The organism is Nocardia sp. NPDC005746, assembly GCF_040630785.1.
In the GTDB taxonomy this organism is placed as follows: domain Bacteria; phylum Actinomycetota; class Actinomycetes; order Mycobacteriales; family Mycobacteriaceae; genus Nocardia.
Map to the genome: position 1 here is coordinate 88,793 of NZ_JBEXYE010000020.1, position 23,046 is coordinate 111,838.

The 23,046-nt window shown below is 70.9% G+C and carries 21 protein-coding genes; 13 read left to right on the plus strand and 8 right to left on the minus strand.

Translation table 11 applies throughout. The features are described from left to right. Positions 1-26: 26 nt before the first annotated feature. From ABZ412_RS29775 to ABZ412_RS29815, 9 genes are all read left to right on the plus strand, one after another. Entirely contained in the window at positions 27-1,025 is a 999-nt protein-coding gene (locus ABZ412_RS29775) for an NlpC/P60 family protein (protein WP_357286640.1), read from the plus strand. 13 nt (positions 1,026-1,038) lie between these two features. Further along, positions 1,039-2,043: a hypothetical protein gene (locus ABZ412_RS29780; protein ID WP_357286643.1), complete on the plus strand. Its 1,005-nt coding sequence runs from the start codon at positions 1,039-1,041 to the stop codon at positions 2,041-2,043. A 35-nt stretch (positions 2,044-2,078) separates the two neighbouring features. Beyond that, complete coding sequence (locus tag ABZ412_RS29785; RefSeq protein ID WP_357286645.1) at positions 2,079-3,236, plus strand: glycosyltransferase family 4 protein; 1,158 nt, start codon at positions 2,079-2,081, stop codon at positions 3,234-3,236. A 145-nt stretch (positions 3,237-3,381) separates the two neighbouring features. Further along, positions 3,382-3,774, plus strand: coding sequence for a polyketide cyclase / dehydrase and lipid transport (locus ABZ412_RS29790; protein WP_357286648.1), 393 nt, complete (start codon positions 3,382-3,384; stop codon positions 3,772-3,774). Between the two features lie 19 nt (positions 3,775-3,793). Continuing rightward, complete coding sequence (locus ABZ412_RS29795; protein WP_357286651.1) at positions 3,794-4,231, plus strand: SRPBCC family protein; 438 nt, start codon at positions 3,794-3,796, stop codon at positions 4,229-4,231. A 47-nt stretch (positions 4,232-4,278) separates the two neighbouring features. Next, a complete protein-coding gene (locus ABZ412_RS29800) occupies positions 4,279-5,619 on the plus strand; it encodes an ArsA-related P-loop ATPase (RefSeq protein ID WP_357286718.1) in 1,341 nt (446 codons plus the stop codon). Further along, entirely contained in the window at positions 5,616-6,500 is an 885-nt protein-coding gene (locus ABZ412_RS29805) for a hypothetical protein (RefSeq protein ID WP_357286654.1), read from the plus strand. The genes ABZ412_RS29800 and ABZ412_RS29805 overlap by 4 nt, the downstream gene beginning before the upstream one ends. Continuing rightward, complete coding sequence (locus tag ABZ412_RS29810) at positions 6,497-7,501, plus strand: ROK family glucokinase (protein ID WP_357286657.1); 1,005 nt, start codon at positions 6,497-6,499, stop codon at positions 7,499-7,501. Before ABZ412_RS29805 ends, ABZ412_RS29810 begins: the two co-directional genes overlap by 4 nt. Before the next feature lie 174 nt (positions 7,502-7,675). Then, entirely contained in the window at positions 7,676-8,401 is a 726-nt protein-coding gene (locus ABZ412_RS29815) for a lysophospholipid acyltransferase family protein (RefSeq protein ID WP_357286660.1), read from the plus strand. A gap of 167 nt (positions 8,402-8,568) precedes the next feature. On the opposite strand, the gene ABZ412_RS29820 is transcribed toward ABZ412_RS29815, so the two are convergent. Further along, a complete protein-coding gene (locus tag ABZ412_RS29820; RefSeq protein WP_357286663.1) occupies positions 8,569-9,084 on the minus strand; it encodes a polyadenylate-specific 3'-exoribonuclease AS in 516 nt (171 codons plus the stop codon). 152 nt (positions 9,085-9,236) lie between these two features. Here ABZ412_RS29820 and ABZ412_RS29825 point away from each other — a divergent pair, with 152 nt between their 5' ends. Next, positions 9,237-10,625: a class II 3-deoxy-7-phosphoheptulonate synthase gene (locus ABZ412_RS29825; RefSeq protein ID WP_357094978.1), complete on the plus strand. Its 1,389-nt coding sequence runs from the start codon at positions 9,237-9,239 to the stop codon at positions 10,623-10,625. A 209-nt stretch (positions 10,626-10,834) separates the two neighbouring features. Here ABZ412_RS29825 and pknB read toward each other — a convergent pair whose 3' ends face one another. Further along, entirely contained in the window at positions 10,835-12,862 is a 2,028-nt protein-coding gene (gene pknB / locus ABZ412_RS29830) for a Stk1 family PASTA domain-containing Ser/Thr kinase (RefSeq protein ID WP_357286666.1), read from the minus strand. A gap of 108 nt (positions 12,863-12,970) precedes the next feature. On the opposite strand from pknB, the gene ABZ412_RS29835 reads away from it, so the two are divergent. Continuing rightward, entirely contained in the window at positions 12,971-13,339 is a 369-nt protein-coding gene (locus ABZ412_RS29835; protein WP_357286669.1) for an Rv2175c family DNA-binding protein, read from the plus strand. Positions 13,340-13,476: 137 nt separating this feature from the next. Here the strand turns inward: ABZ412_RS29835 and ABZ412_RS29840 are convergent, their stop codons facing one another. The 4 genes from ABZ412_RS29840 to ABZ412_RS29855 form a co-directional block, all read right to left on the minus strand. Further along, positions 13,477-14,418, minus strand: coding sequence for a phytoene/squalene synthase family protein (locus tag ABZ412_RS29840; RefSeq protein ID WP_357286672.1), 942 nt, complete (start codon positions 14,416-14,418; stop codon positions 13,477-13,479). After that, the gene (locus tag ABZ412_RS29845) at positions 14,418-15,980 is read right to left on the minus strand and encodes an alpha-(1->6)-mannopyranosyltransferase A (protein ID WP_357286721.1); all 1,563 of its coding nucleotides are present in this window, start codon (positions 15,978-15,980) and stop codon (positions 14,418-14,420) included. The genes ABZ412_RS29840 and ABZ412_RS29845 overlap by 1 nt, the downstream gene beginning before the upstream one ends. A gap of 183 nt (positions 15,981-16,163) precedes the next feature. Continuing rightward, complete coding sequence (gene crtI / locus ABZ412_RS29850) at positions 16,164-17,777, minus strand: phytoene desaturase family protein (protein WP_357286674.1); 1,614 nt, start codon at positions 17,775-17,777, stop codon at positions 16,164-16,166. Positions 17,778-17,815: 38 nt separating this feature from the next. Continuing rightward, positions 17,816-18,862 (minus strand): polyprenyl synthetase family protein, encoded by a 1,047-nt coding sequence (locus ABZ412_RS29855; protein ID WP_357286676.1) that lies wholly within the window; start codon positions 18,860-18,862, stop codon positions 17,816-17,818. 321 nt (positions 18,863-19,183) lie between these two features. Between ABZ412_RS29855 and ABZ412_RS29860 the strand changes: the two genes are divergently transcribed. Next, complete coding sequence (locus ABZ412_RS29860; protein WP_357286679.1) at positions 19,184-20,182, plus strand: methylenetetrahydrofolate reductase; 999 nt, start codon at positions 19,184-19,186, stop codon at positions 20,180-20,182. Between the two features lie 113 nt (positions 20,183-20,295). Beyond that, positions 20,296-21,129: a hypothetical protein gene (locus tag ABZ412_RS29865; protein WP_357286682.1), complete on the plus strand. Its 834-nt coding sequence runs from the start codon at positions 20,296-20,298 to the stop codon at positions 21,127-21,129. 7 nt (positions 21,130-21,136) lie between these two features. On the opposite strand, the gene ABZ412_RS29870 is transcribed toward ABZ412_RS29865, so the two are convergent. Both ABZ412_RS29870 and ABZ412_RS29875 read right to left on the minus strand, forming a co-directional pair. Further along, on the minus strand, positions 21,137-22,279 hold the full coding sequence (locus ABZ412_RS29870) for a glycosyltransferase (RefSeq protein ID WP_357286684.1): 1,143 nt from the start codon (positions 22,277-22,279) through the stop codon (positions 21,137-21,139). Between the two features lie 10 nt (positions 22,280-22,289). Beyond that, positions 22,290-23,039: a DUF3153 domain-containing protein gene (locus tag ABZ412_RS29875; RefSeq protein ID WP_357286687.1), complete on the minus strand. Its 750-nt coding sequence runs from the start codon at positions 23,037-23,039 to the stop codon at positions 22,290-22,292. Positions 23,040-23,046 lie beyond the last annotated feature (7 nt).

Consider the following 23,046-nt stretch of genomic DNA (forward strand, 5'->3'; position numbering starts at 1 on the left):
GAGGAGCCTTCACGGTCGGGGCCCTCATGGTCGGCACGTACGGCGGCTACGGCTTCGCCGGCGCCGATCCGGTGGCCGCACCGGCTTCCGCCGGGGACGCGGTGCAGAAGCTCATCGATCTCTCCCGGCAGTCCGAGCAGATGAATCAGCAGGCGCTCGACGCCCAGGCCGATCTCGACGCCAAGTCCGCCACCGCCGACGCCGCCGACCAGCGCGCCGCCGACGCGGCCGCCACGCTGGACGCCGCCAAGGCCGAAATCCGCCGCTACCAACCGGTCATCGAACGCGCCGCGACCTCCGCGCTGCTCGGCAGCCGCACCAACCGGATCACCTCGCTATTGGTCAGCAATTCGCCGCAGCAGCTGCTCGACCAGATGTCGATCGTGGACCTGGTGGGCGCGCGCACCAATGATCAACTGGCCCAGTATCAGAAGGCCACCACCGCGGCCGCCGCCGCCGAATCCGGCGCCCGCGCCGCCGCCGACTCCGCCCGCGCCGCCAGCGCCGCCGCCGACCGCGTCCGTACGGACCTCGAGGCCAAACGGGCTGCGCTGCAAGGCTCGATGGCCCAGGTCATCGCCGCGTGGGGCCAGCTCTCGGCCGGTGACAAGTCCGCGCTGGCGGGCTCCATGTTCCCGCCCGGCTTCGATCGCGACAGCCTGCTCAAGGGTTTGGTCCCAGGGTCTGGCACCAGCGCGCTGGCCGCGGGCCTGACCCGCGTCGGCGATCCCTACGTCTGGGGAGCCACCGGACCAGACCAGTTCGACTGCTCAGGCCTGGTGCAGTGGGCCTTCCATCAGGTCGGCAAGAGCGTGCCGCGCACCTCACAGCAGCAAGCCGGATACGGCACGCCGGTCGACCAGAAGGACCTACAGCCCGGTGATGTGGTCTTCTTCTACTCGGACATCTCGCATGTGGGCATCTACGCCGGCAACGGGTTGATGCTGCACGCTTCGACTTTCGGCGTTCCCGTCCAGGTCGCGCCACTGGGTTCGACACCGTTCCATTCGGCTCGTCGGTACTGAACGAGAGGCGGCGATGAGCGCTCTGCGGCAGGTCCGCGGCTGGCTGTCGGCGAAACGACGGTTCCAGTTCGTGCTCACCCTGGTCATGGTCAGCGCGCTGACCGCCGCGTGCGGCGCGCTGCTCATGCTGCCGAACTCGGTGCTGCCGACGCTGCGCGCCGTGGTGCCGGGCCAGGACGCGAGCCAGGCCACCGATCCGCAGGTGCCGCTGGTGAAGCGGTCCATGGACGCCTACGGGAAGGTGGTCGCCGAACCGGTGCCGACCGGATCGGGCCGCACCGGCATCGTGCTCGGCCATCCGGGCCAGCGCGCCGATCTCGATGTGCTGGCGAGCGAACTCGCGGCATCCACCGCGGCGGTCTCCGCGCTGTGGGGTCAGGACTGGAATCGGGCGCCGGTCGTGGTGGTCGCCTCCAGCCCTTCGGAATTCGCGGCGCTGACCCGCGCCACCGGTGACGTGCCCGCCGAGGTCGCCGCCTCCACCGTCGCCGACCCGTACCGGCCCGGCACGCAATTGACCGGACAGCGCGTGGTTTTCGGGCCCGACGCCGGACGCCGCCTCGGCGCGGACGGCCTGCGCTCGGTGCTGCGCCACGAACTCACCCACATGGCCAGCCGTGCGGTGACCGTCGACGGTTCGCCGATGTGGATGCTCGAGGGCTTCGCCGAGTATTCGGCGCACCGGGGTATGCGCCACCCCATCACCCAGATCGCCCCGACCCTCACCGCCCGCGCCCGCGCCGGTGACCTGCCCGCCGATCTCCCCGCCGACGCGATGTTCGAACCGTCCAGCGGCAAGGCCTCGCTCGCCTACGAACAGGGCTGGTCCGCCTGCGCTTTCATCGCCGACCGCTACGGCGATCCGGCCCTGGTCGACCTGTACCGGCAGCTGGCCTCCGGACCGAAGGACCGGGCCGCCGTGGCAGCCGTGCTGCGCGACTCGCTCGGCACGACCTACACCGACCTGGTCGGCGAGTGGCGCGCCTGGCTCACCAGCCGTACGACCGAGGGCGCGTAAGGCCGCCCGATCCGCGGGTGCAGTAGGTTTGTCGCATGGGGCGAACTCTGCTGGTTACCAATGATTTCCCGCCGCGACCAGGCGGGATTCAGTCGTATCTGCACGCGCTCGCCCTGCAGCTGCCCGCCGACGAGCTGGTGGTGTACGCGCCGCGCTGGAAGGGCGACAGCCACTGGAAGTTCGACGCGCAGCAGCCGTTCCAGGTGGTGCGGCATCCCACGACACTGATGCTGCCGACTCCGCTGGTCGCGCGCCGGGCCAAGAAGCTCCTGCGCGACGAGCAATGCGACCGGGTGTGGTTCGGGGCGGCGGCGCCGCTGGCGCTGATGTCGCCGGTGTTGCGCAAGGCCGGGGCCGAACGGATTCTCGCGTCCACCCACGGCCACGAGGTGGGCTGGTCGATGCTGCCCGGCGCGCGGCAGGCGTTGCGCGTCATCGGCGATCACACCGATGTCGTCACCTATGTCAGCAAGTACACGCGGCGGCGGTTCGCGGCGGCGTTCGGCGCGCAGTCGGCGCTCGAATACCTGCCGCCCGCCGTGGATGCCGAGGTGTTCAAGCCGGATCCGGCCGCGCGCGCCGAACTGCGGGCGCGCTACGGGCTGGGGGACCGGCCGACCATCCTGTGCCTCTCGCGGCTGGTGCCGCGCAAGGGTCAGGATTCGCTGATCGCGGCCATGCCCGACATCCGCAAGCGGGTCAAGGGCGCGGTGCTGGTGATCGCGGGCGGCGGACCCTACGAGCAGAAGCTGCGCGAACTGGTCGCGGCCCTGGGCGTTTCCGACAGCGTGGTGTTCACCGGCCGGGTGCCGTCGCAGGAGCTGGCCGCCCACCACACCATCGCCGACGTGTTCGCCATGCCCTGCCGGACCCGGGGCGCCGGCCTGGACGTCGAGGGTCTGGGCATCGTGTTCCTGGAGGCCTCGGCCACGGGAGTGCCGGTGATCGCGGGCAATTCGGGCGGTGCGCCCGAGACCGTGCGTGAGGGCGAGACCGGCCGGGTGGTCAACGGCCGCAAGCTGGAGTCGCTCGCCGACGCCATCGTCGACATCCTCTCCGACCGTGACGCGGCGGCCGCCATGGGCGCGGCGGGCCGCGCCTGGGTGCAGCAGCAGTGGCGCTGGGACCTGATGGGTCAGCGACTACAGCAGCTGCTGGATCCGAACCACGCGGCGATGGGCACCAGGCGCTGAAGCCGCACCCGAAGGTTCGCGGCCGTCTCGATTCTGGACTGTGCTCCGCCTCCCCGCGCTTGGAGTGGGGGAGCGGAGGAGGAAAGAATCGAGACTTCGGGGCCGCGAACCCGCCCGGAGCGAAGCGTAGGGCAAGATAAGCACTGTGAGCAGTATCCAGGTTGCCGATATGACTTTCATCGCCGCGCCGGGCGAGGCCGTCGCCGAGATCCTCTCCGATCGTGGCCGGTGGCGTCAGTGGTGGCCGGACCTGCAATTGGACGTGCGGGAAGATCGCGGCGACAAGGGAATCCGCTGGACCGTCAGCGGGGGCGCCGAGGGCACCATGGAGCTCTGGCTCGAGCCGATGCTGGACGGCGTCCTCATGCATTACTTCATGCACGCCGAACCGCGCGGCGGCGTCGCCGGTATGTCCGGGCGTGACCTGCTGGCGCTCAACCGCACCCGCCGGGTCGCGGGCAAGGTCATGTCGTTCGAGATCAAGGCCCGCCTGGAGGCGGGGCGCAAGGCCGGGGTCGCGCCCGCGGCCGCTCACTAGAAAGGAAGCGTTGCCGCCCATGGCCGATCGAACTCAGCGGTCGATCGTGATCGACGCCCCCTCGGACCGAGTGATGGCCGTCATCGCCGACCTGGAGTCGTATCCGGAATGGGTCTCCGCGGCCCGCTCGGTCGAGGTCCTCGACAAACTACCCGACGGCCGGGCCCGCACCGCGCGCTTCGTGCTGGACGCCGGGGTCGTCAAGGACACCTACACGCTGGCCTACACCTGGCGGCCCGACGGCCGCGCGGTCAGCTGGAGCCTGGTCGCCGGGGAGCTGCAGAAGGCGCAGGACGGCACCTACGAACTGATCGCCCTGCCCGACGGCACCACCCAGGTGGTCTACGAGCTGACCGTCGACCTGAACATCCCGATGATCGGCATGTTCAAACGCAAGGCGGAGAAGGTCATCACCGACACCGCCCTCAAGGAACTCAAGAAACGGGTCGAAGGCTGACCGCCGGCGGTACCGAACGCCCGACCCGCCCCGCCGCCCGAGTCGAGCTGTTCATCGGCAAGGGCGGCGTCGGAAAGACCACCCTCGCCTGTGCGACCGCGATCGCCTACGCGCGGACCGGGCGGCGCGTGCTGCTGGCCTCCCTCGATCAGGCGCATTCCCTGGGCGACGCGCTCGGCTACCGGCTGCGGCACGGCGCGAAACCGGCGGTGGCCAGTGTGCCGCTGCCCGTGTTCGCCACGGCCGCACCGGATCTCGCGAGCGATCCCGAGGCCACCGATCCGGGGCTGCCGGTGATCGGGTCCGCCGCCGCGCCGACCCTCGACGTCATCGAGGTGGATTCGCTGGCGCTGCTGGAGGATCGGTTCCGGCAGGTGCTGATGATGGCCTCCGGCGCCGGGCACGAGCACGGATTCGATCTGGGCGCACTGGATCCCGCCGAACTCACCGGGCTGCCCGGGGTGCAGGAACTGCTGGCGCTGCTGGAGATCACGCAGTTCGCGAAGGACAAGCGGTGGGACGTGATCGTGCTGGACTGCCCGCCCTCGGCGGACATGCTGCGCATCGTCACCGCCCCCGACACCCTGCTCGGCTATCTGGAACGGGTGTGGCCCGCGCACTCTCGCACCATGGAGGCCATCGGCGCCGACTTCCGCAAGGCGGTGCTGGCGGTGACCGTCGAGCAGATCGTGGAGGCGGTGACCGAAGCCCGTGACCTGCTGGCGGATCGGACCCGCACCGGCGCGCGCCTGGTGACCGTCGCCGAACAGGTGGCGGTGGCGGAATCGGCGCGGGTGCGCTCGGCCGCGGCACTGCTGGGCCTGCGTTTGGACGCGGTGCTGGTCAACAAGGTGCTGCCGGAGATGCCGGAGCCGCATCCGGCCGCGCCGCCGCATCCGGCCGTGCAGTGGTACTTCAACCGGCGCGGTGAGCAACTCGACGTGGTGACCGAGCTGCGCAAGCGGTTGCGCGGGGTTCCGGTGCAGGTGGTGGGGCACGCCGGGACCGAACCGGTGGGGTTGGGCTCGCTGGCCGCACTGTCCTACGCGGTGGACGCGAGTGGTAACTGGGTGGGATGGCGTCCGGTCCCTATGCTTGGCACAGATGCGGACGGGGAGCCGCCCGTCGCCGCGGAACCGGTGGTCCGGCTCGAGTCCGGGGCGGGGGTGGCTTCGGTGTTCGCGATGCGCATGCATCTGCCGGTGGTCGATGCGTCGACACTGCGGCTGGGACGAGTGGAGGACGATTTGATCGTGGGAGCGGACGGGGTCCGGCGGCGATTGCGGCTGGCCCCGGTATTGCGGCGGTGCACGGTCGACGCCGCCGAACTCGACGGCGACCACCTGGTGATCCGCTTCCGGCCCGACCCGCAGGTCTGGCCGAAATGACGACCACGCACCACCCGCGCCCCGGCCAACCGGACGAGAACCTCGGCGAATTCGCCGAGGAGCTACGGCTACTCGCCGAAGCCCTGCTCGAACGCGTGGAACCGGTGCTGCGCCGCACCGCCTCCGACGGGCGCACCGAATGGTCCAGTTGCAGTTGGTGCCCGGTGTGCGCGGCCGCCGCGATCGTGCGCGGCGAGCACCACGACGTGGTGGCCGCCATCGCCGAACACGGCACCGCCATCGTGACCGTGCTGCGCGAGGCGCTCGCCGGGGTGCCGGTGGACCCGGTGATCCCGCCGGATCTGGATCCGGAATCGCCGGAATATCAAGCCTGGCACCGGTATTCGCACGGGACCGGAACCGGGTCCGGTGCAGGCGATCTGCCGTTCGCCGACGCCTACGCGAACGCCCGCGGCGAACACGACGGGAAGGACGGGCCGGGCGAGGGACCCGAGTCCACGGCGAGCGCAGCCGAATCCGCCGGCCACCACGGCGCGGCCGCGAACCTCGCGGCGGTGTTCGCGCGCTTCGTCGCGGGCGCGCAGGGTCGTGCCGCGGCCCGGGCCCACCACAGCGACGGGTCCGACGAACCCATGGGGCAGGGCCCCGGTGCCGCGCGCCGTCCCGAGGACCCGGACCCGGTGTCGGGCACGGGCTTTCGCGCCGCGAACGGTGCCGACGATCGGGTCGGGGCCGCGGCGCAACCGTTCGGGCCGCCGGTGGCACGCCCGGCCGACGACCCCGGCCGATCGGCTGATGCGGGCGGTCCCGCCGCGGGACCCTCCGGTCGTGAAGCCTCCGTGTCCGGCCGCGCCGCGCAGTCCGGGCGGCGGCCGACACGCGGCAAGTATGTGCCCATCGACGTAACCATCAAGGCATGACGGGCGGTGTGGATGTGCCGTTGACCGTGGGTATCGATGTGGGCGGCACCAATATTCGGGCGTCGGTGGTGGACGGTGCGGGCGAGGTCCTCGACACCGTCACCGCGCCGACCCCGCATTCGGCGCGCGCCCTGGAGGACGGCCTGGCCCGCGCGGTGCGCGAACTGCGCGGCCGGCACGCCATCGGCGCGGTCGGGCTGGCCGTGGCGGGTTTCGTCGACGAGGACCGCGCCACCGTGCGTTTCGCCCCGCATCTGCCGTGGGAGGACGCCCCGGTCGCGCAGCGGCTCACCGATCGGCTCGGCCTGCCGGTGATCCTGGAGCACGACGCCAATGCCGCGCTGTGGGCCGAGTACCGGTTCGGCGCGGCGGCGGGCGGGCGCAATGTGGTGCTGGTGGCCATCGGCACCGGCATCGGCGCGGCTCTCCTGATCAACGGCCAGTTGTATCGCGGAAGCTACGGCGTCGCACCGGAACTCGGGCATCTGCAGGTCGTCCCGAACGGCCGGGCCTGCGCGTGCGGCAAGCGTGGCTGCTGGGAACGGTATTGCAGCGGAACCGCTCTGGTCGACACCGCCCTGGAACTGCTGGCCACCGACCCGCAGCGCTCCACGGTGCTGGCGCGCGAGGCGGGCCGGGACCCGGGCTCGCTGACCGGTCGCCGGGTGGCGGGCGCGGCCCAGGACGGCGATCCGGTCGCCCTCGAGGTGATGGCGGACTTCGCGCGCTGGCTCGGCCTGGGTCTGGCCTTCGTGAGCGACCTCTTCGATCCGGACCTGATCGTGGTGGCCGGCGGCGTCAGCAGTTCGGCCCCACTGTTCCTCGACGAGGCCCGCGAGCACTACGCCGGTTCCATCACCGGCGCCCGGCACCGCCGCCTGGCCCGTATCCGCACCGCCCAATTGGGTGAGGCCGCCGGCATGATCGGCGCGGCGGAACTGGCGCGCGCGGCGGTGCTCGCGAAGTCCGCCGCCGTGCCGGTCGCTCCGGCGCGCCGCTGATCCGTACCTGCTCACCGGGTTCCGCATTCCGGAGCATGGGACGTTCGTCCCGACATCGGAGAATCCGGTCACCACGGTTGGTTGCTCTCAGGTCTCAGCGGTAGGGTAGGCAAGCGAGTGGTGGTGCCCGCAATGAGGCCGGTCCCGGGTATCGAAAACAGGGGAAAGGACGCAATGTTCTACTGGCTGCTGAAGTTCGTCTTGGTGGGGCCGCTGATGCATCTCATCAACCGGCCCGAGGTCGAGGGCGTCGAGAACATTCCCCCGAAGGGTGCGGCCATTCTGGCCGGCAACCACCTATCGTTCACCGACTGGCTGTTCACCCCGCTGATGAGCCCTCGCCGGATCACCTACCTGGCCAAGGCCGAATACTTCACCACCCCCGGTCTCAAGGGTCGGCTGCAGAAGTTCTTCTTCTCCGGCACCGGCCAGTACCCCATCGATCGTTCCGGTGCGGACGCCGCCGAGTCGGCGCTCAACACCGCGCGCAAGCTGCTCGGTGAGGGCCGCCTGGTCGGCCTGTACCCCGAGGGCACTCGTTCGCCCGACGGCCGCCTCTACAAGGGCAAGACCGGTGTGGCACGCCTCGCCCTGGAGACCGGAGTGCCGGTGATCCCGGTCGCCCTGATCGGCACCGACGAGGTGTGCCCGCCCGGTCCGTTCCGCTGGCGGCCGCGCAAGGTGACCGTGAAGTTCGGTGCGCCCATCGACTTCTCGCGCTACGAGGGCATGGGCGGCAACCGCTTCGTCGAGCGCGCCGTCACCGACGAGATCATGTACGAGCTGATGCGGATGGGCGACCAGGAGTACGTGGACGTCTACGCCGCGAGCCTGAAGAAGGGCGTGCCCTCGGGCAGCCGCCCCGACGCCGACCGCGTCCCCGAGACGATGGCGGGCTGACCACCGCCACAACGCAGTTCGCGAACAGGCCCCCGGAGCTCAGCTCCGGGGGCCTGTTCGATGAAAGGTGACGACTGATTTCGCATCGATCGCGGTAACTCACCGGGTACGGCCGGAATCGTTTCGGCTCCCACCCGCCGGCACGGGTCCGAGACGGTTGGCGGCTCTCAGAGGCCCGCTGAAGTCGCGGAGTGGCGGCGGAGTCGGTGGGCTTCGATGGCCTCGAACTTGGCCAGGTTGTGGCGGGCGTCGGCCAGCGCGTCGTGCGCGTCCTTCGGCACCGGCGGCAGCGGCGGGCGGCCGTGCTGGTCCCAGTGCTGGCGCAGTTCGTTGGTGTAGCGGGGCAGCGTGTTGGGCAGGTCCACCATGGAACCCCACAGCTGGCACAGCGCGACGTGGTCGTAGGCGCCGACCCAGGCCCACAGTTCGGGTTCCACGCTGGGGCGCGGGACCAGGAATTTGTAGAGTTCGTCGCGGATGCGCTGACGGGAACGCCACAGCGGCGAGGACGGCGCCGGTAGCTTCGGCAGCACATTGCGGCGGACGAACGGCCCGGCCTTCTCGGGGTCGAATTCGGTGGAGACCGCGTAGAACTCACGTCCGTCCTCACAGACCACCGCGATGGAGACGAGGTCGATGACGGTGCCGTCCTCGATGAATTCCGAATCGTAAAAGTACCGCAATGAGATGGGTCTCTCCTCAGCTCGGGTCCGGGATGCTTCCGGGCAATCCGGTCCCAGCCTAAGCGGCCGCGCCACGCGGCCCGACCGCGGTGTGAGCAATTCAAGCCCTGGGGGTAGTCCAGTTCACCCGGAGCAATCCGTATTCTGAAACAGTGAACTGGACTGTCGACGTACCGATCGATCGCCTGCCGGAACTTCCTCCGCTGCCTGATGAGCTCCGTCGGCGTCTCGACGAGGCGCTCGCCAGACCGGCCCTGCAGCAGCCGTCCTGGGATCCCGAGCAGGCCGAGAAGATGCGCACCGTCCTCGAGAGCGTGCCGCCGATCTGCGTGCCCGCCGAGGTCGAGGAACTGCGCCTGCGCTTGGCCGAGGTAGCGCGCGGCGAGGCTTTCCTCATGCAGGGTGGTGACTGCGCGGAGACCTTCGCCGACAACACCGAACCCCACATCCGCGGCAATATCCGCACTCTGCTGCAGATGGCGGTGGTGCTCACCTACGGCGCGAGCCTGCCCGTGGTGAAGGTGGCGCGCATCGCGGGCCAGTACGCCAAACCCCGTTCCGCCGACGTCGATTCGCTGGGCCTCAAGTCCTACCGCGGCGACATGGTGAACTCGCTGGTCGCCGACGCCGGGCTGCGCGAGCACGACCCGTCGCGCCTGGTCCGCGCCTACGCCAACGCCTCCGCGGCGATGAACCTGGTGCGTTCGCTGACCTCGGCCGGAATGGCCGATCTGCACAAGGTGCACGACTGGAACCGCGAGTTCGTGGCGCAGTCCCCGGCCGGGGCCCGCTACGAGCAGATGGCCACCGAGATCGACCGCGCGCTGGCCTTCATGAAGGCCTGCCGGGTCAACGACCCCAACCTGTCCAGCGCCCGCCTCTACGCCAGCCACGAGGCGCTGGTGCTCGACTACGAGCGAGCCATGCTGCGCCTGAGCGAGCACCCCGTCACCGGGGAGCCGGTGCTCTACGACCTGTCGGCGCACTTCCTGTGGATCGGTGAGCGCACCCGTCAGCTCGACGGCGCGCACGTCGGGTTCGCCGAGCTGATCGCCAACCCGATCGGCCTCAAGATCGGCCCGAGCACCACGCCGCAGCAGGCCGTGGAGTATGTCGAGCGCCTGGACCCCAACAACGAGCCCGGCCGCCTGACCATCGTGGCCCGCATGGGCAACCAGAAGGTCCGCGACGTGCTGCCCCCGATCATCGAGAAGGTGCAGGCCACCGGCCACCAGGTGATCTGGCAGTGCGACCCCATGCACGGCAACACCCACGAGGCCTCCACCGGCTACAAGACCCGCCACTTCGACCGCATCGTCGACGAGGTGCAGGGCTTCTTCGAGGTGCACCACGCGCTGGGCACCCACCCGGGCGGCCTGCACATCGAGCTCACCGGTGAGAACGTCACCGAATGCCTCGGCGGCGCGCAGGACATCTCGGACCTCAACCTGGAGGAGCGCTACGAGACCGCGTGCGACCCGCGCCTGAACACCCAGCAGTCCCTCGAACTGGCCTTCCTGGTCGCGGAGATGCTGCGTTAGCCGGATGCGGCTTGCCGAGATCCGAGTGCCCGGACCACGTCAGCGGTCCGGGCACTCGCGTCTGTATCGCCTTGTCCAAGGCGACTATTGATCTCGTAACGGTTGGGGTGACTCGTCGGGTACGTCCAGAAGCGGTTCGGTACTCACCGAGGTCCGGATGCGGGACGGTCAGCGGCGCTCAGCTGCCCGCTGAAGTCGCGGGGAGGCGGTTACGGTATCGCGACGATGGTGACGGTGGAACCGGGTTCGACCGCGTCGCCGGGGGCGATGCTCTGCGAGATGACGATCGAGCCGTCATTGCTGGCCAGCTGGCGCACGGTGACCGACAGCCCCATTTGCTGGAGCTTGCCGCGCGCGGTACCGACATTGGCGCCCAGCAGATTCGGCATGTCGAGGGCGCTGTTGACGATGAGGACCACGCCGGAGCCGGATTCGGCGCTGGCGCCCGCGGCCGGATCGGTGCCGATCACCTGACCGGACTTGATCTTCGGATCGAACTGCTCGCGAGTGGAGCTGACGGTCAGCCCGGCCTTCTGCAGGGCGATCTTGGCCTCTTCCTGCGTCTTGCCGCGCAGGTCCGGCACCTTCACCGGCAGGGATCCCTTGCTGCGGTAGACCTTCACCTGGCCGTTGGCCGGTAGGACGGTGCCGGGCGCCGGATCCACCTTGGCGAGCGAGCCTTTCGGTGCGCTGCTGCCCACCTCGCCCGCGTCCACGGGAGTGAGCCCGGCGTCTCTGATGGCCTTGTTGACCGAGCTGACGTCCTGGCCGGGGCTCACATCCGGAACCTTCGGCTTGCCGCTGGAGACCAGCACCGCGACCAGGGAGCCCTTGGTGACGCGGGTGCCCGCGGGCGGATCGGTGCCGACCACATTGCCGACCGGGATCATGTCGGAGGGCTTGTTGCGGGTCTCGGTCTCGAAGCCCGCGTCCTTCAGCGTCGCGACCGCGCGCTGGGTGTCCATGCCGGCGATGGTGGGCACCGGCGAGTAGCGCCCGACGCCCAGCCACCAGCCGCCGATGCCCAGCAGCACCGCCAGCGCGACCACGATGCTCAGCCACACGACGACCCGGCGCCGCGACTTGCCGCGATCCTCGATCAGATCCGAGCCCGGGTGCTGGGTGCCCGGCGGCGGGGCGTAGTCGTGCTGGCGGTACTCGGCCGGGATCTCGCGCGCCGCGGTCATGACCCGCGTGTGCTGGGGCTGCTGAGTCGGCGCGAACACGGTCGGCGGGTCGGCCGGGAGCCGGGTGGTGGCATCGGCCTGGAACCGGGTGGTCTGGTCGGCCGCGCCCGGAATCGGCCGCGACGGGGGATGTACGGGGCCGCGCGGGGCGGGCGTGGGCCCGACCCGGTACTTGGCGCTGAGGTGTTCGGCGGATTCGGTCGGCGCGGGCACCCGGTAGTCCGGCAGTTGCAGTTCGCGGGCGACGCGGCGCAGTTCGTCGGCCATCTCGGTGGCGTTGGAGAACCGGTGCATGGGTTCGCGGGCGGTGGCGTGCGCGACCAGCTCGTCGATCTCGGTGGGCACGCCGCCGATCAGGCGGCCGGGCGCGGGCACGTCCTTCTCGACCCGCTGCAGGGCGATCGAGAGCGAGTTGTCGCCGGTGAACGGGGTTCGGCCGGTGAGCATTTCGAAGATCAGGACGCCCGCGGAGTAGACGTCGCTGCGGGCGTCGGCGCTGCCGCTGGTGACCTGCTCGGGGGAGAGGTAGGCGGCGGTGCCGAGAATGACGCTGTCGGAGGTGATCTTGGCCTCGGCGACGGCGCGCACCAGACCGAAGTCGGCGATCTTCACCTCGCCGGAGTCGGAGATGAGCACGTTCTCCGGCTTGATGTCGCGGTGCACCAGTCCGGCCGCGTGGGCCACGCCGATGGCGTAGAGCACGGGTTCGGCGACGGCGCGCACCGCGTGCGGGGGCATGGGGCCGCGTTCGCGCAGCAGTTCGCGCAGGGTGCCGCCCTCGACCAGTTCCATGATGAGGAACGGGTGGTCACCGTCCACGCCCTGGTCGTAGACCGCCACCAGGGAGGGGTGTTTGAGTTTGGCCACCGCTCTCGCCTCGAGTTCGAAGCGAGTGAGGAATTGCGGGTCGGAGGCGAACTTCGGGTCCATCACCTTGATGGCGACCGGTCGGTCCAACCGGGTGTCCACCCCTCGGAACACCATGGACATACCGCCACGCGCGATCGGCGCGTCGATGCGGTAGCGCCCTTCCAGCATCTGGCCGATCAACTGCGACCCTTCCGATTTTCGTCGATGCCGCCCAGCGCGGCTCACCCGATGGTAGCCGCGTCGGGGTGTGATGCGACTGTGGCGACGCGAGAGACTACCGTGGTCGGCGTGAGTGCCTTTCCTTGCAGCGAAGACGTCCTGCCGGATTCGGTGACCCTGATCCCGCTGCCCGACGTGGCCGAGCAGCTGGGCATGGTGGTGACCCGGGTCCATCAGATGCTGCGTGACCATCAGATCATCGCGGTCCGCCGCGACGGTATCGCCGGAGTCCCGAAGGAGTTCTTCGACTCCACCGGCGCCGTCGCCAAGCACCTGACCGGTCTGATCACGGTCATGCGTGACGGCAAGTACACCGACGAGGAAATCCTCGAGTGGATCTACACCGAGGACGAGACCCTGCCCGGCCGTCCCATCGACGCCATCCACGGGCCACTGGCCCGCGAAGTGATCCGCCGCGCCGCCGCGGATCCCTTCTGACATAGCGCCACTCCGCGCGCGGTGCTCGATGCACCGCGCGTGGTCCGATGCCCACGGCGCCAACTGATTCAGCGCCGGATGAGTAACTCCTCGGGAACGTCCGAAAGCCGACCATCATCTACCGCCGGTCCGGCCGGTTACCGGTGGGGCTCGCCCAAGGTCGGCAAGAGCCGCGAAGAGGCGGACAAGCATTCGCGTGCCGCGACCCGGAGCCGGCGGTGCTGGGGGACCACCGCACGGCTCGTGAAGACCGCGTAGTCGGCGCGCTCGATCTCGTCGAGGATGCCGCCGTAGAGCGTGGCCGCCGTCCGGATGGCCGGGCGCACGCGCGGGGCCAGCAGCTCGATACCCGGGGTGGCGCGACGGTAGACACCCCTGTTGATCGCGATCAGATGCGCGAGCGCACGCCGCACCCGCGGCTCGGTCCGGCCCGATTCGCGGCAGTGGAACAGCAATTCGTCGTCCACGCCGAAGGCCGCCAGTTCGTCGGCGGGCAGGTACACCCGGCCGCGGCCCAGGTCCTCGCCGACGTCGCGCAGGAAGTTGGTGAGCTGGAAGGCTTCCCCGAGCGCGGCCGCGGCCGGTTCGGCCTCGGCGACCGGGACGACGGTGCCCAGCACCGGCAGCAGTTGCAGCCCGATGGCGGCCGCCGAGCCGCGCATGTAGTCCTCGAGTTCGCCCATGGTGGGGTAGCGGTCTCGGTATTGGGGTGCGCCCGGAATGTCCATGCGCATGGAGTCGAGGAACACCCAGAAGTGTTCGGCGGCAATCGAGTACCGGCGGATGGTATCGGAGACCGCGAGCAGCACCCGCTGTTCGCGGCTGTCACCCGGTTCGGTGGGCGCGTCGGCCAGGCGGGCCCGCAGTTCGTGTTCGATCCGGTCGAGCCGGGCCGCGGATTCGGCGGCGCGGCTGGGCGCGTCGCTCGCGTCGACGATGTCGTCGACCAGGCGGGCGAAGGCGTACAGCGCGTGCACGGCCGGTCTTCGCTCGGGTTCCAGCAGCCGGGTCGCGAGGAAGTAGGTGCGTCCGTGGGCGGCGGCGATGCGCCGGCAGTCGCGGTAGGCGCGGTCCAGCATCACGCGGGGCTGGGCGCCGGCGCGCCGCCGAACTGATCGGAATGCGGGCGTCCGGCACGCAGTTTCAGCGGATCCACCTTGCACAGCGAGACCGCCGCCACCACGGCGGCGACGATCGCGAGGGTGCCGTGCACGTAGTCGGACACGGGTGCGCCGTCGGGTTGGAAGATCAGCATGAGCCAGGTACACAGCCCGACCAGGACCTGCAATGTCCGGGTGGAGAGCGCGAAGCCCGCGGCCAGGGCCAGCGGCCACGAGTAGTACCAGGGCAGCGCGGCGGGGGACAGGATCACGATGGCCACGAACGCGACCAGAATGCCGAGCACGGCCTCCTTCTCGCTGTTCTTGAACCGCCACCACGCCCACACCAGGATGGCGACCATGGCGATCGCGCACAGCATGCGCGTCCACGGCAGCACCTTGTCCATCGGCAGCGGCGTCACCCAGGTGACGACGTGGGCCATGATGGTCGGCAGCGAGAGCCAGTTGATGATCTTCTTGGAGCCCGACAGCGCGGTGAGCCAGCCGATCTGGTGATCGCGCAGCCCGGTCGCGAAGGTGGCGACGGCGAACACGGCCGCGAACACCGCCACGCCGAGCGCGCCGATCTTGGCGAAGGTGCGCAGCGGATGCGGCAGTTCGCCCTCGTGCTGGGCGGCGCGGCGTTCGCGTTCGTGAATCATCCAGATCCACACCAGGAATGGCAGCGCCACGCCCGCGGTCGCCTTCACGGCGACGCCGATGGCGACCACCACGATGCCCGCGGCGTGATGGTGTTCGAGCACCAGCGCGATGCCGGCGGCCATCAGGCCGACCATGAGCATCTCGTTGTGCACGCCGCCGATGAGGTGGATCAGCACCAGCGGGTTGAGCACGGCCAGCCACAGCGCGGTGGTGGGCTTGCCGCCCAGATGCTTGGTCAGGTGCGGGACCGCCCACACCATGAGCGCCAGCCCGGGCAGCATGACCAGCCGCAGCGCGATGGTTCCGGCCACCACGTTGTCACCGGTGATGGTGGTGATGGCGCGCCCGATGAGCAGGAAGACCGGCCCGTAGGGCGCGGTGGTGGTGGTCCAGACAGGGCTGACATTGTCGAGCAGGACCGCGGCGTTGGCCTTCAACTCCACGGGCCCGTACAGGTACGGGTTGATGTTGTCGCGCAGCATCGCGCCCTGCGCCAGATACGAGTAGGCGTCGCGGCTGAACATGGGGACCGCGAACAGCAGCGGGAAGGTCCAGACGCCGACGATGCCGCGCAATTCGTTGAGCGTGACCGAGGCGCCGGGCTGGCCGCCGATCACGATGCGCCCCAGCCGGACCCACGCGGTGATCATGGCGATCACGCCGAGCCATACGAACATCGACGACAGCACCAGGCCGTGCCCGAACCGCAGCCACGAGAGGTGCATGGCCTCGAGCAATGGATCGCTGCGCCGCACGCCGCCCGCGCCGAAGCCGCCGAAGGTGATCAGCAGGGCGCCGAAGAAGCCGAGCGTGGCCGCGTGTCCCTCGGGGGTGCGGGCGAAGTCGGCCGCGTGGCGCACCCGGTTTTGCCAGCTCATCCGGGCGCTCGGAGACGGAACGTCCGGATCTGCGGCATCGGCGGTGCTCGAGGCGCCGGCGGGACGCGTGGCGACAGCGCCGGTGTCGGGGGTGGCTGCGTCCACATCGGGGGTCGGCATAGGCGGTCGTTCCCCCCGGAAAGGTCAGCGGCGGCAGCCGCGTTGGTTCAGGACGCGGTCAGTCTAGTGCGTGTGCGCGGACGCCACCGCCCCGGTGTCGGCGGATCCGATACCGGCATGTCGTACGTCACCCGTGATGCGTGCCGCCGCCAGTCTGCCCGAAAGCAGCACGGTCGGCACGCCGACGCCGGGTACGGTGCCCGAGCCCGCGAGAACGACATTCGCGCGACCGGCCACCAGGTTCCGGGTCCGGAACGGCCCGGTCTGCCGGAACAGGTGCGCGGCTGAGAACGGGGTGCCCGCGAGCATGCCCTTGGCCCGCCAGGTGCGCGGGGTGTCGAGGTGGTCGACCCGGAAGTACCGCGAAATGCCTTGGTAGCCGCGCGCTTCCAGGATCTGGAGCAGTTCGCGCAGGTAGTGCGGGCCGAGTTCGTCCCAGGCCAGCGGCGCGGCATCCAGGTTCGGGCAGGGGGCGAGCAGCGAGAGCGGTTCGTAGCGGACCGTGTCGCGCAGGTGGCCGGCAGCGTCGATGTGCTGTTCGGGGCGGTCGATGTAGAGCGTCGGATCGGTGAGGGCGGGGCGGGTGAGCAGCAGCGACGGGTCGCTCATCAGCGCGCCGCTGCCGCGCCGGGCGGCGATCTCGGCGAAGGTCCGGTCCCATTCCGCGCCGAAGTCGATGGTGTGATGCGCCTGCACCGGCCAGGCGGCCGCCACCTCCGCGGGAATGGTGCCGTGCGCGACCACCGCGGACGGGGAGGCCCGCAGTCCGCGGCGATGCCGCAGCCCGAACCGGGTCAGCGACCCGATGTCGGCGGTCACCACCAGGGCGTCGCAGTCGAAGACGCGGCCGTCGGCGGTGTGCACGGCGGTGGCGCGGCGGCCCGTGTAGTCGACGCCGATCACCTCGGCGTTCAGTTCCAGGGTCCCGCCGGCGGCGGTGAACGCGCGGCTCAGCGCCGCGGCGATGGCCCGCATGCCGCCCTCGGGGTAGGTGACGCCCAGGCAGGTGTCCATGTACGGGATCGCGCCGTAGACGCCGAGCGCCTTGTTCGGAGCCATGCCCGCGAAGAGGGCTTGGAAGCTGAACAGCCGGGCGATGTCCGGGTCCCGGATCACGCGACCGACCTTGGGGCCGAGTCGCCCGAAGGCGCCGAGCCGCACGAGCCGCGCCAGCGCGGTCCGCTTCTCCGGAATCCGCACCATGTCCAGGGGCGACTCGAAGTTGGTGTCCATGAACTGCCGGAACTCGGCTTCGTACACGCCTCGCAGCCAGCCGCGCAGCCGCCGGTAGCGGCGGGCGGTGGCGGGTCCGCGCACTCGCGCGACTTCTTCGGCCATGCGCTCCTCGTCGGAGTAGACGCCGATCCGGGTGCCGTCGGCGAATCGCGCCCGATAGGCCGGGGCCATGTCGAGGATCGTCAGGCCGACCGATTCCCGGGTGTGCCCGACCACGCCGAGCGCCTCGTCGATGAGTTCGGGCAGCGTGAGAATCGTTGCCCCGGAGTCGATCTCGTAGTCCGGCCCGCGGTAGGACCCGACCCGGCCGCCGGGGCGGTCATCGCGTTCCAGCACGGTCACCTGTCGCCCGGCCGCCAGCAGGTGCAGCGCCGCGGCCAGCCCGGACAGTCCCGCGCCGACCACGACCACCCGATCGGTCGGTCCCGCAACCGTTTTCATGCCACCCTCCTGCGGCGTGCTGTCTGTCGGATCCGGCGTCAGTAGTGCCGCGCGGTGGCCGAGAGAGCCATGCCCCGCAGCTGCCGGGCCGCCTCCGGTGTCACGGTGCTGGCGTCCAGCGCGGTCAGGGCCTGCTCGGTGAGCGAGGCGATGCGCTGCTCGACAGCGTCGACCGCGCCGAGTTCGGTGAGGGCCGTGCGCAATTGGGCGACCTGCTCGGCGCTGAGGTCGGTGCCGAGGCTGGTGCGGATGAGCGCGGCGGTGGCGGGCGCGGTGGCGTCGGCGCGTCGCAGGGCCTCGGCGATGAGCACGGTGTGCTTGCCCTCGCGCAGGTCGTCGCCGGACGGCTTACCGGTGACGGCCGGATCGCCGAACACCCCGAGCAGGTCGTCGCGCAGCTGGAAGGCGATGCCGATATCGGTGCCGAATTCGCGGTAGGCGGCGATCACGTCGGGGGAGGCCCCGGCCAGCGCCGCGCCCATGTGCAGCGGGCGTTCGATGGTGTAGGCGGCGGTCTTGAACCGGTTGATCCGCAGCGCGGCCTCCACCGACTCGTCGCCGGCGGACTCGCCGTGGATGTCGAGCAGCTGGCCGCCCAGCACTTCGGTGCGCATGGCCGCCCAGACCGGGGCGAAGCGGGCGGCGGCGTCGGCGGGCAGCCCGGCGTCGCGGGTCATGTCGTCGGCCCAGGCCAGGGCCAGGTCGCCGATGAGGACGGCGACGCTGACGCCGTAGTGGTCGGCGTCACCGGTCCAGTGCTGGTCGCGGTGCCGCTGTTCGTAATCCACGTGCACGGTCGGGAAGCCGCGCCGGGTGCGCGAGGAGTCGATGATGTCGTCGTGGATGAGCGCGCACGCCTGCACCAGTTCCAGCGCCGAGCAGGCGGTGAGCACCGCGTCGGCGTCCGGGTCCTCGGGGCTGCGGCCCGCGCCCAGCCAGCCGGTCCAGGCGAAGGCGGGGCGGGTGCGCTTGCCGCCGCGAATGACGAAGTCCTCCAGGGCCGCGGCCGCGTCCACGAAGACGGGGCCGAGGGGTTCGACGATCGGTTCCCGGGTGCGGAAGAAGGCGGTGAGACGGTCCTCCACGGCGGCGACGAGTGATCCCGCGCCGACCGGGTGGCGGGTCGGGGTACCGGGTCCGGCGGACAGGGGAGCCTCCTTGGTGAGTGCGCGGCGCGGCGCGAGCGCGATTCCCCGGTGATCGGTCCCGGTGTGCGTGCGACGATGGCGAACGCCCCTATTGACCGGCCCGATCGCGCGGGCGTCAGGTCCGCGCGCGGGGTTCGCCCCGACTCTACCGACCACCGGGTCGCGACCGGGAATCGGTCGGGCCCGGTCCGGTCCCACCTGCTGGGATAGGCACAGGTCGGGGTCCGGGGCTCGGGTGCGGGCCCGTAAAATACTGGCGTGAGTTTCGACAATGTACGGGGATATTCGACCCCTGGCCGAGTTTCCCGCACACCTCATGTGTCCGGAACTCGCTCCGTGGTGCAGCAGCTGGGCCCACGTCCCGATGGGTCGGTTCCGTTCTCGGTCGAGTTCAATCCGCCGCGTGACGCCGCCGGCGAGGCGCGCCTGTGGCGGGCCGCCCGCGAGTTCGAGCGGCTGCATCCGGCGTTCGTGTCCATGACCTACGGCGCGGGCGGCTCCACCCGCGACCGCACCATCCGGGTCACCGGCGAGCTGGCGCGCGAGACCACGCTGCTGACCGTCGCCCACCTGACCGCGGTGGACCACTCGGTCGCCGAACTGCGCTCCATCGTCGGCGCCTACGCCGACTCGGGCATCCGCAATCTGCTGGTGCTGCGCGGCGATCCGCCGGGCGACGTGCTGGGCGAGTGGCTCAAGCACCCCGAGGGCGTCGAGTACGCCGAGGAGCTGGTGCGCATCGTGCGCGAGCTGGGCGACTTCCACGTGGGCGTCGCCTCGTTCCCGCAGGGCCACCCGCGCTCCACCGACCTCGACGACGACACCCGCTTCCTGGTGTCGAAGCTGCGCGCGGGCGCGGAGTATTCGATCACCCAGATGTTCTTCGACGTGGATCACTATCTGCGCCTGCGGGATCGGGCCATCGCGGCCGATCCGATCGAGGGCGCCAAGCCGATCATTCCCGAGCTCATGCCGGTCACCTCCCTGCGCACGGTCGAGCGCGCGGAGGAGCTGTCGGGGCGTCCGCTCCCGGCGAAGGTGATCGAGCGGCTGCGCAAGGCCGCGGGCACCGGGCCGGAGGAGGATCGCGCGGCGGTCCGGGCCGAGGGCATCCAGATCGCCACGGAGATGGCGCAACGCCTGATCTCCGAGGGCGCGCCCTGCCTGCATTTCATCACCCTGAATTTCGCCAAGGCCACCAGCGAAGTGCTGGCGAACCTGGGCTATTCGGTCTCGGCCGCTCCGGCCAACGCCTGAACCGACCGGTTCGCCTCGCGAATCTGGTCCGGCATGCCGGAGCAAATGACCGGAATGCGCTGGTCAGCGGAGTACCTTCCCCTCACGACTCGTGACCTCGAGGGGAGCCCTTCATGTCCGTGTTCCACCACATCGTCCGGGCGGCCGGCGCTGTCAGCGCCTGCGCCGTGCTCGCCGCCGCCGGACCGGCAACCCTGGCGGGACCTGCCGCCGCGGCCCCGGCGCAGGCCGATACCGGCGCCGCCACCGTCGCCGCGGTGAGCTCCGAGGCCGCCGCCGCGCTGGCCGCCATCACCGCGGTGAAGGAGACCACCGGCCGCGCCGACGCCACCGCCCGCCCCGACACCACCGGCCGGTCCGATACCGCCGGGCCGGCGGCCGCTCCGACGGACTGGCTGTCGGCCTACGGTCAGGCCGTCGAAGGACTCCAGACCTTGGGCATCAAGCCCTTCCTGTACCCGACCGCCGCGCCGTTCTGCCTCGGCGGCACCACGCTGGGCCTGGCTCCCGCCATGGCGGGCAGCATCCCGGGCCCGTGGCCGCACTACGCGGTCTCCATTCCCGGCCTGGATCTTTCGGCCGTCAAGGCGGGCCAGGCCATGTTCGCGTTCGTGCCCTACGGCATCGCCCCCGACGGCGCGGACACCTCCGGCATGCAGGTCGCCTGGTTCAACACCACCACCGGCCGCGGCGGCCTGGTGCCGATGGGCCCGCTGAACCAGGTGCTCAATGCCATGATCCCGCCGCAGGTCCCGGCCGAGCTGCGGCCCATGGTCGAACAGGCCGTGCACGACTACTTCACCGCGGCCCTGCCGGTCGGCGGCGTCCGCGCGGTTCCGGTGAACACCGGGTCGGGCACGGTGCTGGCGGCCATGTTCGGCACGGTCCGCAATGGCGACGCCACCTGCTTCTTCCTGCCGACCATCGGGATGACGCCGGTTCCCTGATCGGGACTCAGCCGACGGTCCGGCCCTTCCAGCGCAGCGCGCGGGTGCGATGTGCGCGGTGGGACCGGGCCGACAGGGCCAGGTAGGCGGCGACCGAGAACGGGTGTGCCAGTGCCGCAAGGGCATCCGTGGCGTCGACCGGGCCGCCTTTCTCGGTGGAGCGGGCCAGCAGGCGGGCGGCGACCGCGGCGGTATAGCCGAGCAGTCCGATCCGGCGCACGCGTCCGCGCCCGCACACCGCCGCGATGGGTGGAACCCAGAAGGCCAGCGCCGCAATCGAACCGACCGCGAGACTGCCCGTGGGCCCGCCGTAGGCCGACCACAGCCAGCGGGTGTAGCCCTCGCTCACCTCGGCGGCGTCGCGGTACATGCGGGTCTCGGCGAGGGGCCCGGCCGCGACCAGTGCGGTGGGCCGGCCCGCGCGCCGCAGCTCGCGGGCGATGGCCAGATCCTCGGTGACGCTGTCCGCGACCGCGGCGTGCCCGCCGACGGCCCGGTAGGCGGCGGCGTCGAAGACCAGGAACTGCCCGCACGCCACGGCCATCGACGGCCGCCGGGTCCGATTCGCCGGCGCGACCGGCAGCGTCGAGGCCCACGACCAGCACAGCAGCGGCTGGACGAGGCGTTCGGCGGGGGAGACCGCGAGCTGGCGGGGCCACGGGCAGAGCAGATCGGTTCGGGCCGACCGCAGTTCGCGGACCGCGGCCGACAGCGCGCCGGGCGCGAGCCGCACGTCGGCGTCGAGGAAGATCAGCACGCCGTCGGCGGTGTCGGCGAGTTCGGCCAGCCGGGCGCAGGCCGCGGTCTTGCCGGTCCAGCCGGGCGCCGGCTCGGTGTCGTTGCGGGAGAGCAGGAATCGGTGGTCGCCGCGGATGGCCGCGCGCGCCGCCTCGAAGGTGTCGTCGGTGGAGCCGTCGTCGAGCACGAGGACCCGCAGGCGCGGCAGATCGGGCTGGGCGCGCAGATCCGCGATGAGCTCGGGCAGCCGGTCGGCCTCGTCGCGGGCCGGGACGCAGACGGTGACCGGTTCGATGACGGTGGGCCCGCCGCGCCGCAGCCGGGGGAGGGTGAGGAGATTGGCGAGGGCCACCGATGCGCCGAAGGCGGCGACGGCGCTCGCGGCCGTCACCGCCTTCGGGGCAAGAGTCATGGGGTGAGTGCTATCGCGTGTTGGTGCGGTCCGGGCGCAGCCAGCGCGCGGCACGCACGTAGGCCGGCGGATCGGGGTTGCGGGTCATGTACGCCAGCACCGCGACCACCGCCGCCACCGCGAGGGTGATGCCGCCGACGATGCCCGCCCAGCCGGCGAAGGACCGCGTATTCGGGTCCGCGTAGCCGACTTCGGCGCGCAGCGTGCTGACATCGCCGGGCGGCAGCTTCCAGGTGACCACCGAGTCGCCCTCGCGGGTGCCGTTGGTGGTGGCGACGCGCGCCGGGAAGGCGACGGTCAGCTGCACGTCGGAACCCTGCGGCGGCAGCGACTTCAGGTCCACCCGGCCGGTCAGGGTGACCAGGTCGCCGGTGCGGGCGAAGACCAGGTTGAACATGCCGGAGGTCTGGTCGGACAGGCCGCCGAGCTGCTGCACCTCACCGAAGGTGAGATCGTCGAAGTACACCTGGCTGCCGACGTAGCCGTCCTGCGCGTAGGAGTCCACCCGCACCTTGCCGGACAGGCCGTCGGGGGCCTTGAGCTGCGGGCCCTTGTCCTTCTCGTGCTGCGGCACGGCCGCGGCGACGATGCGCCCGGACACCCGGTCGTTGGAGGACACGCCCATCGATACCTGTACCCGCAGGCATCCGGTCAGCAGGACCGCCAACCCCGCGAACAGGACGACGGCCACGGTCCGTACCCATCGCCGCGATCGCCGCCGGGGTGGGGCGGATTCGAGTGTTCCCTCGGCTGTCGACATGTTCGGA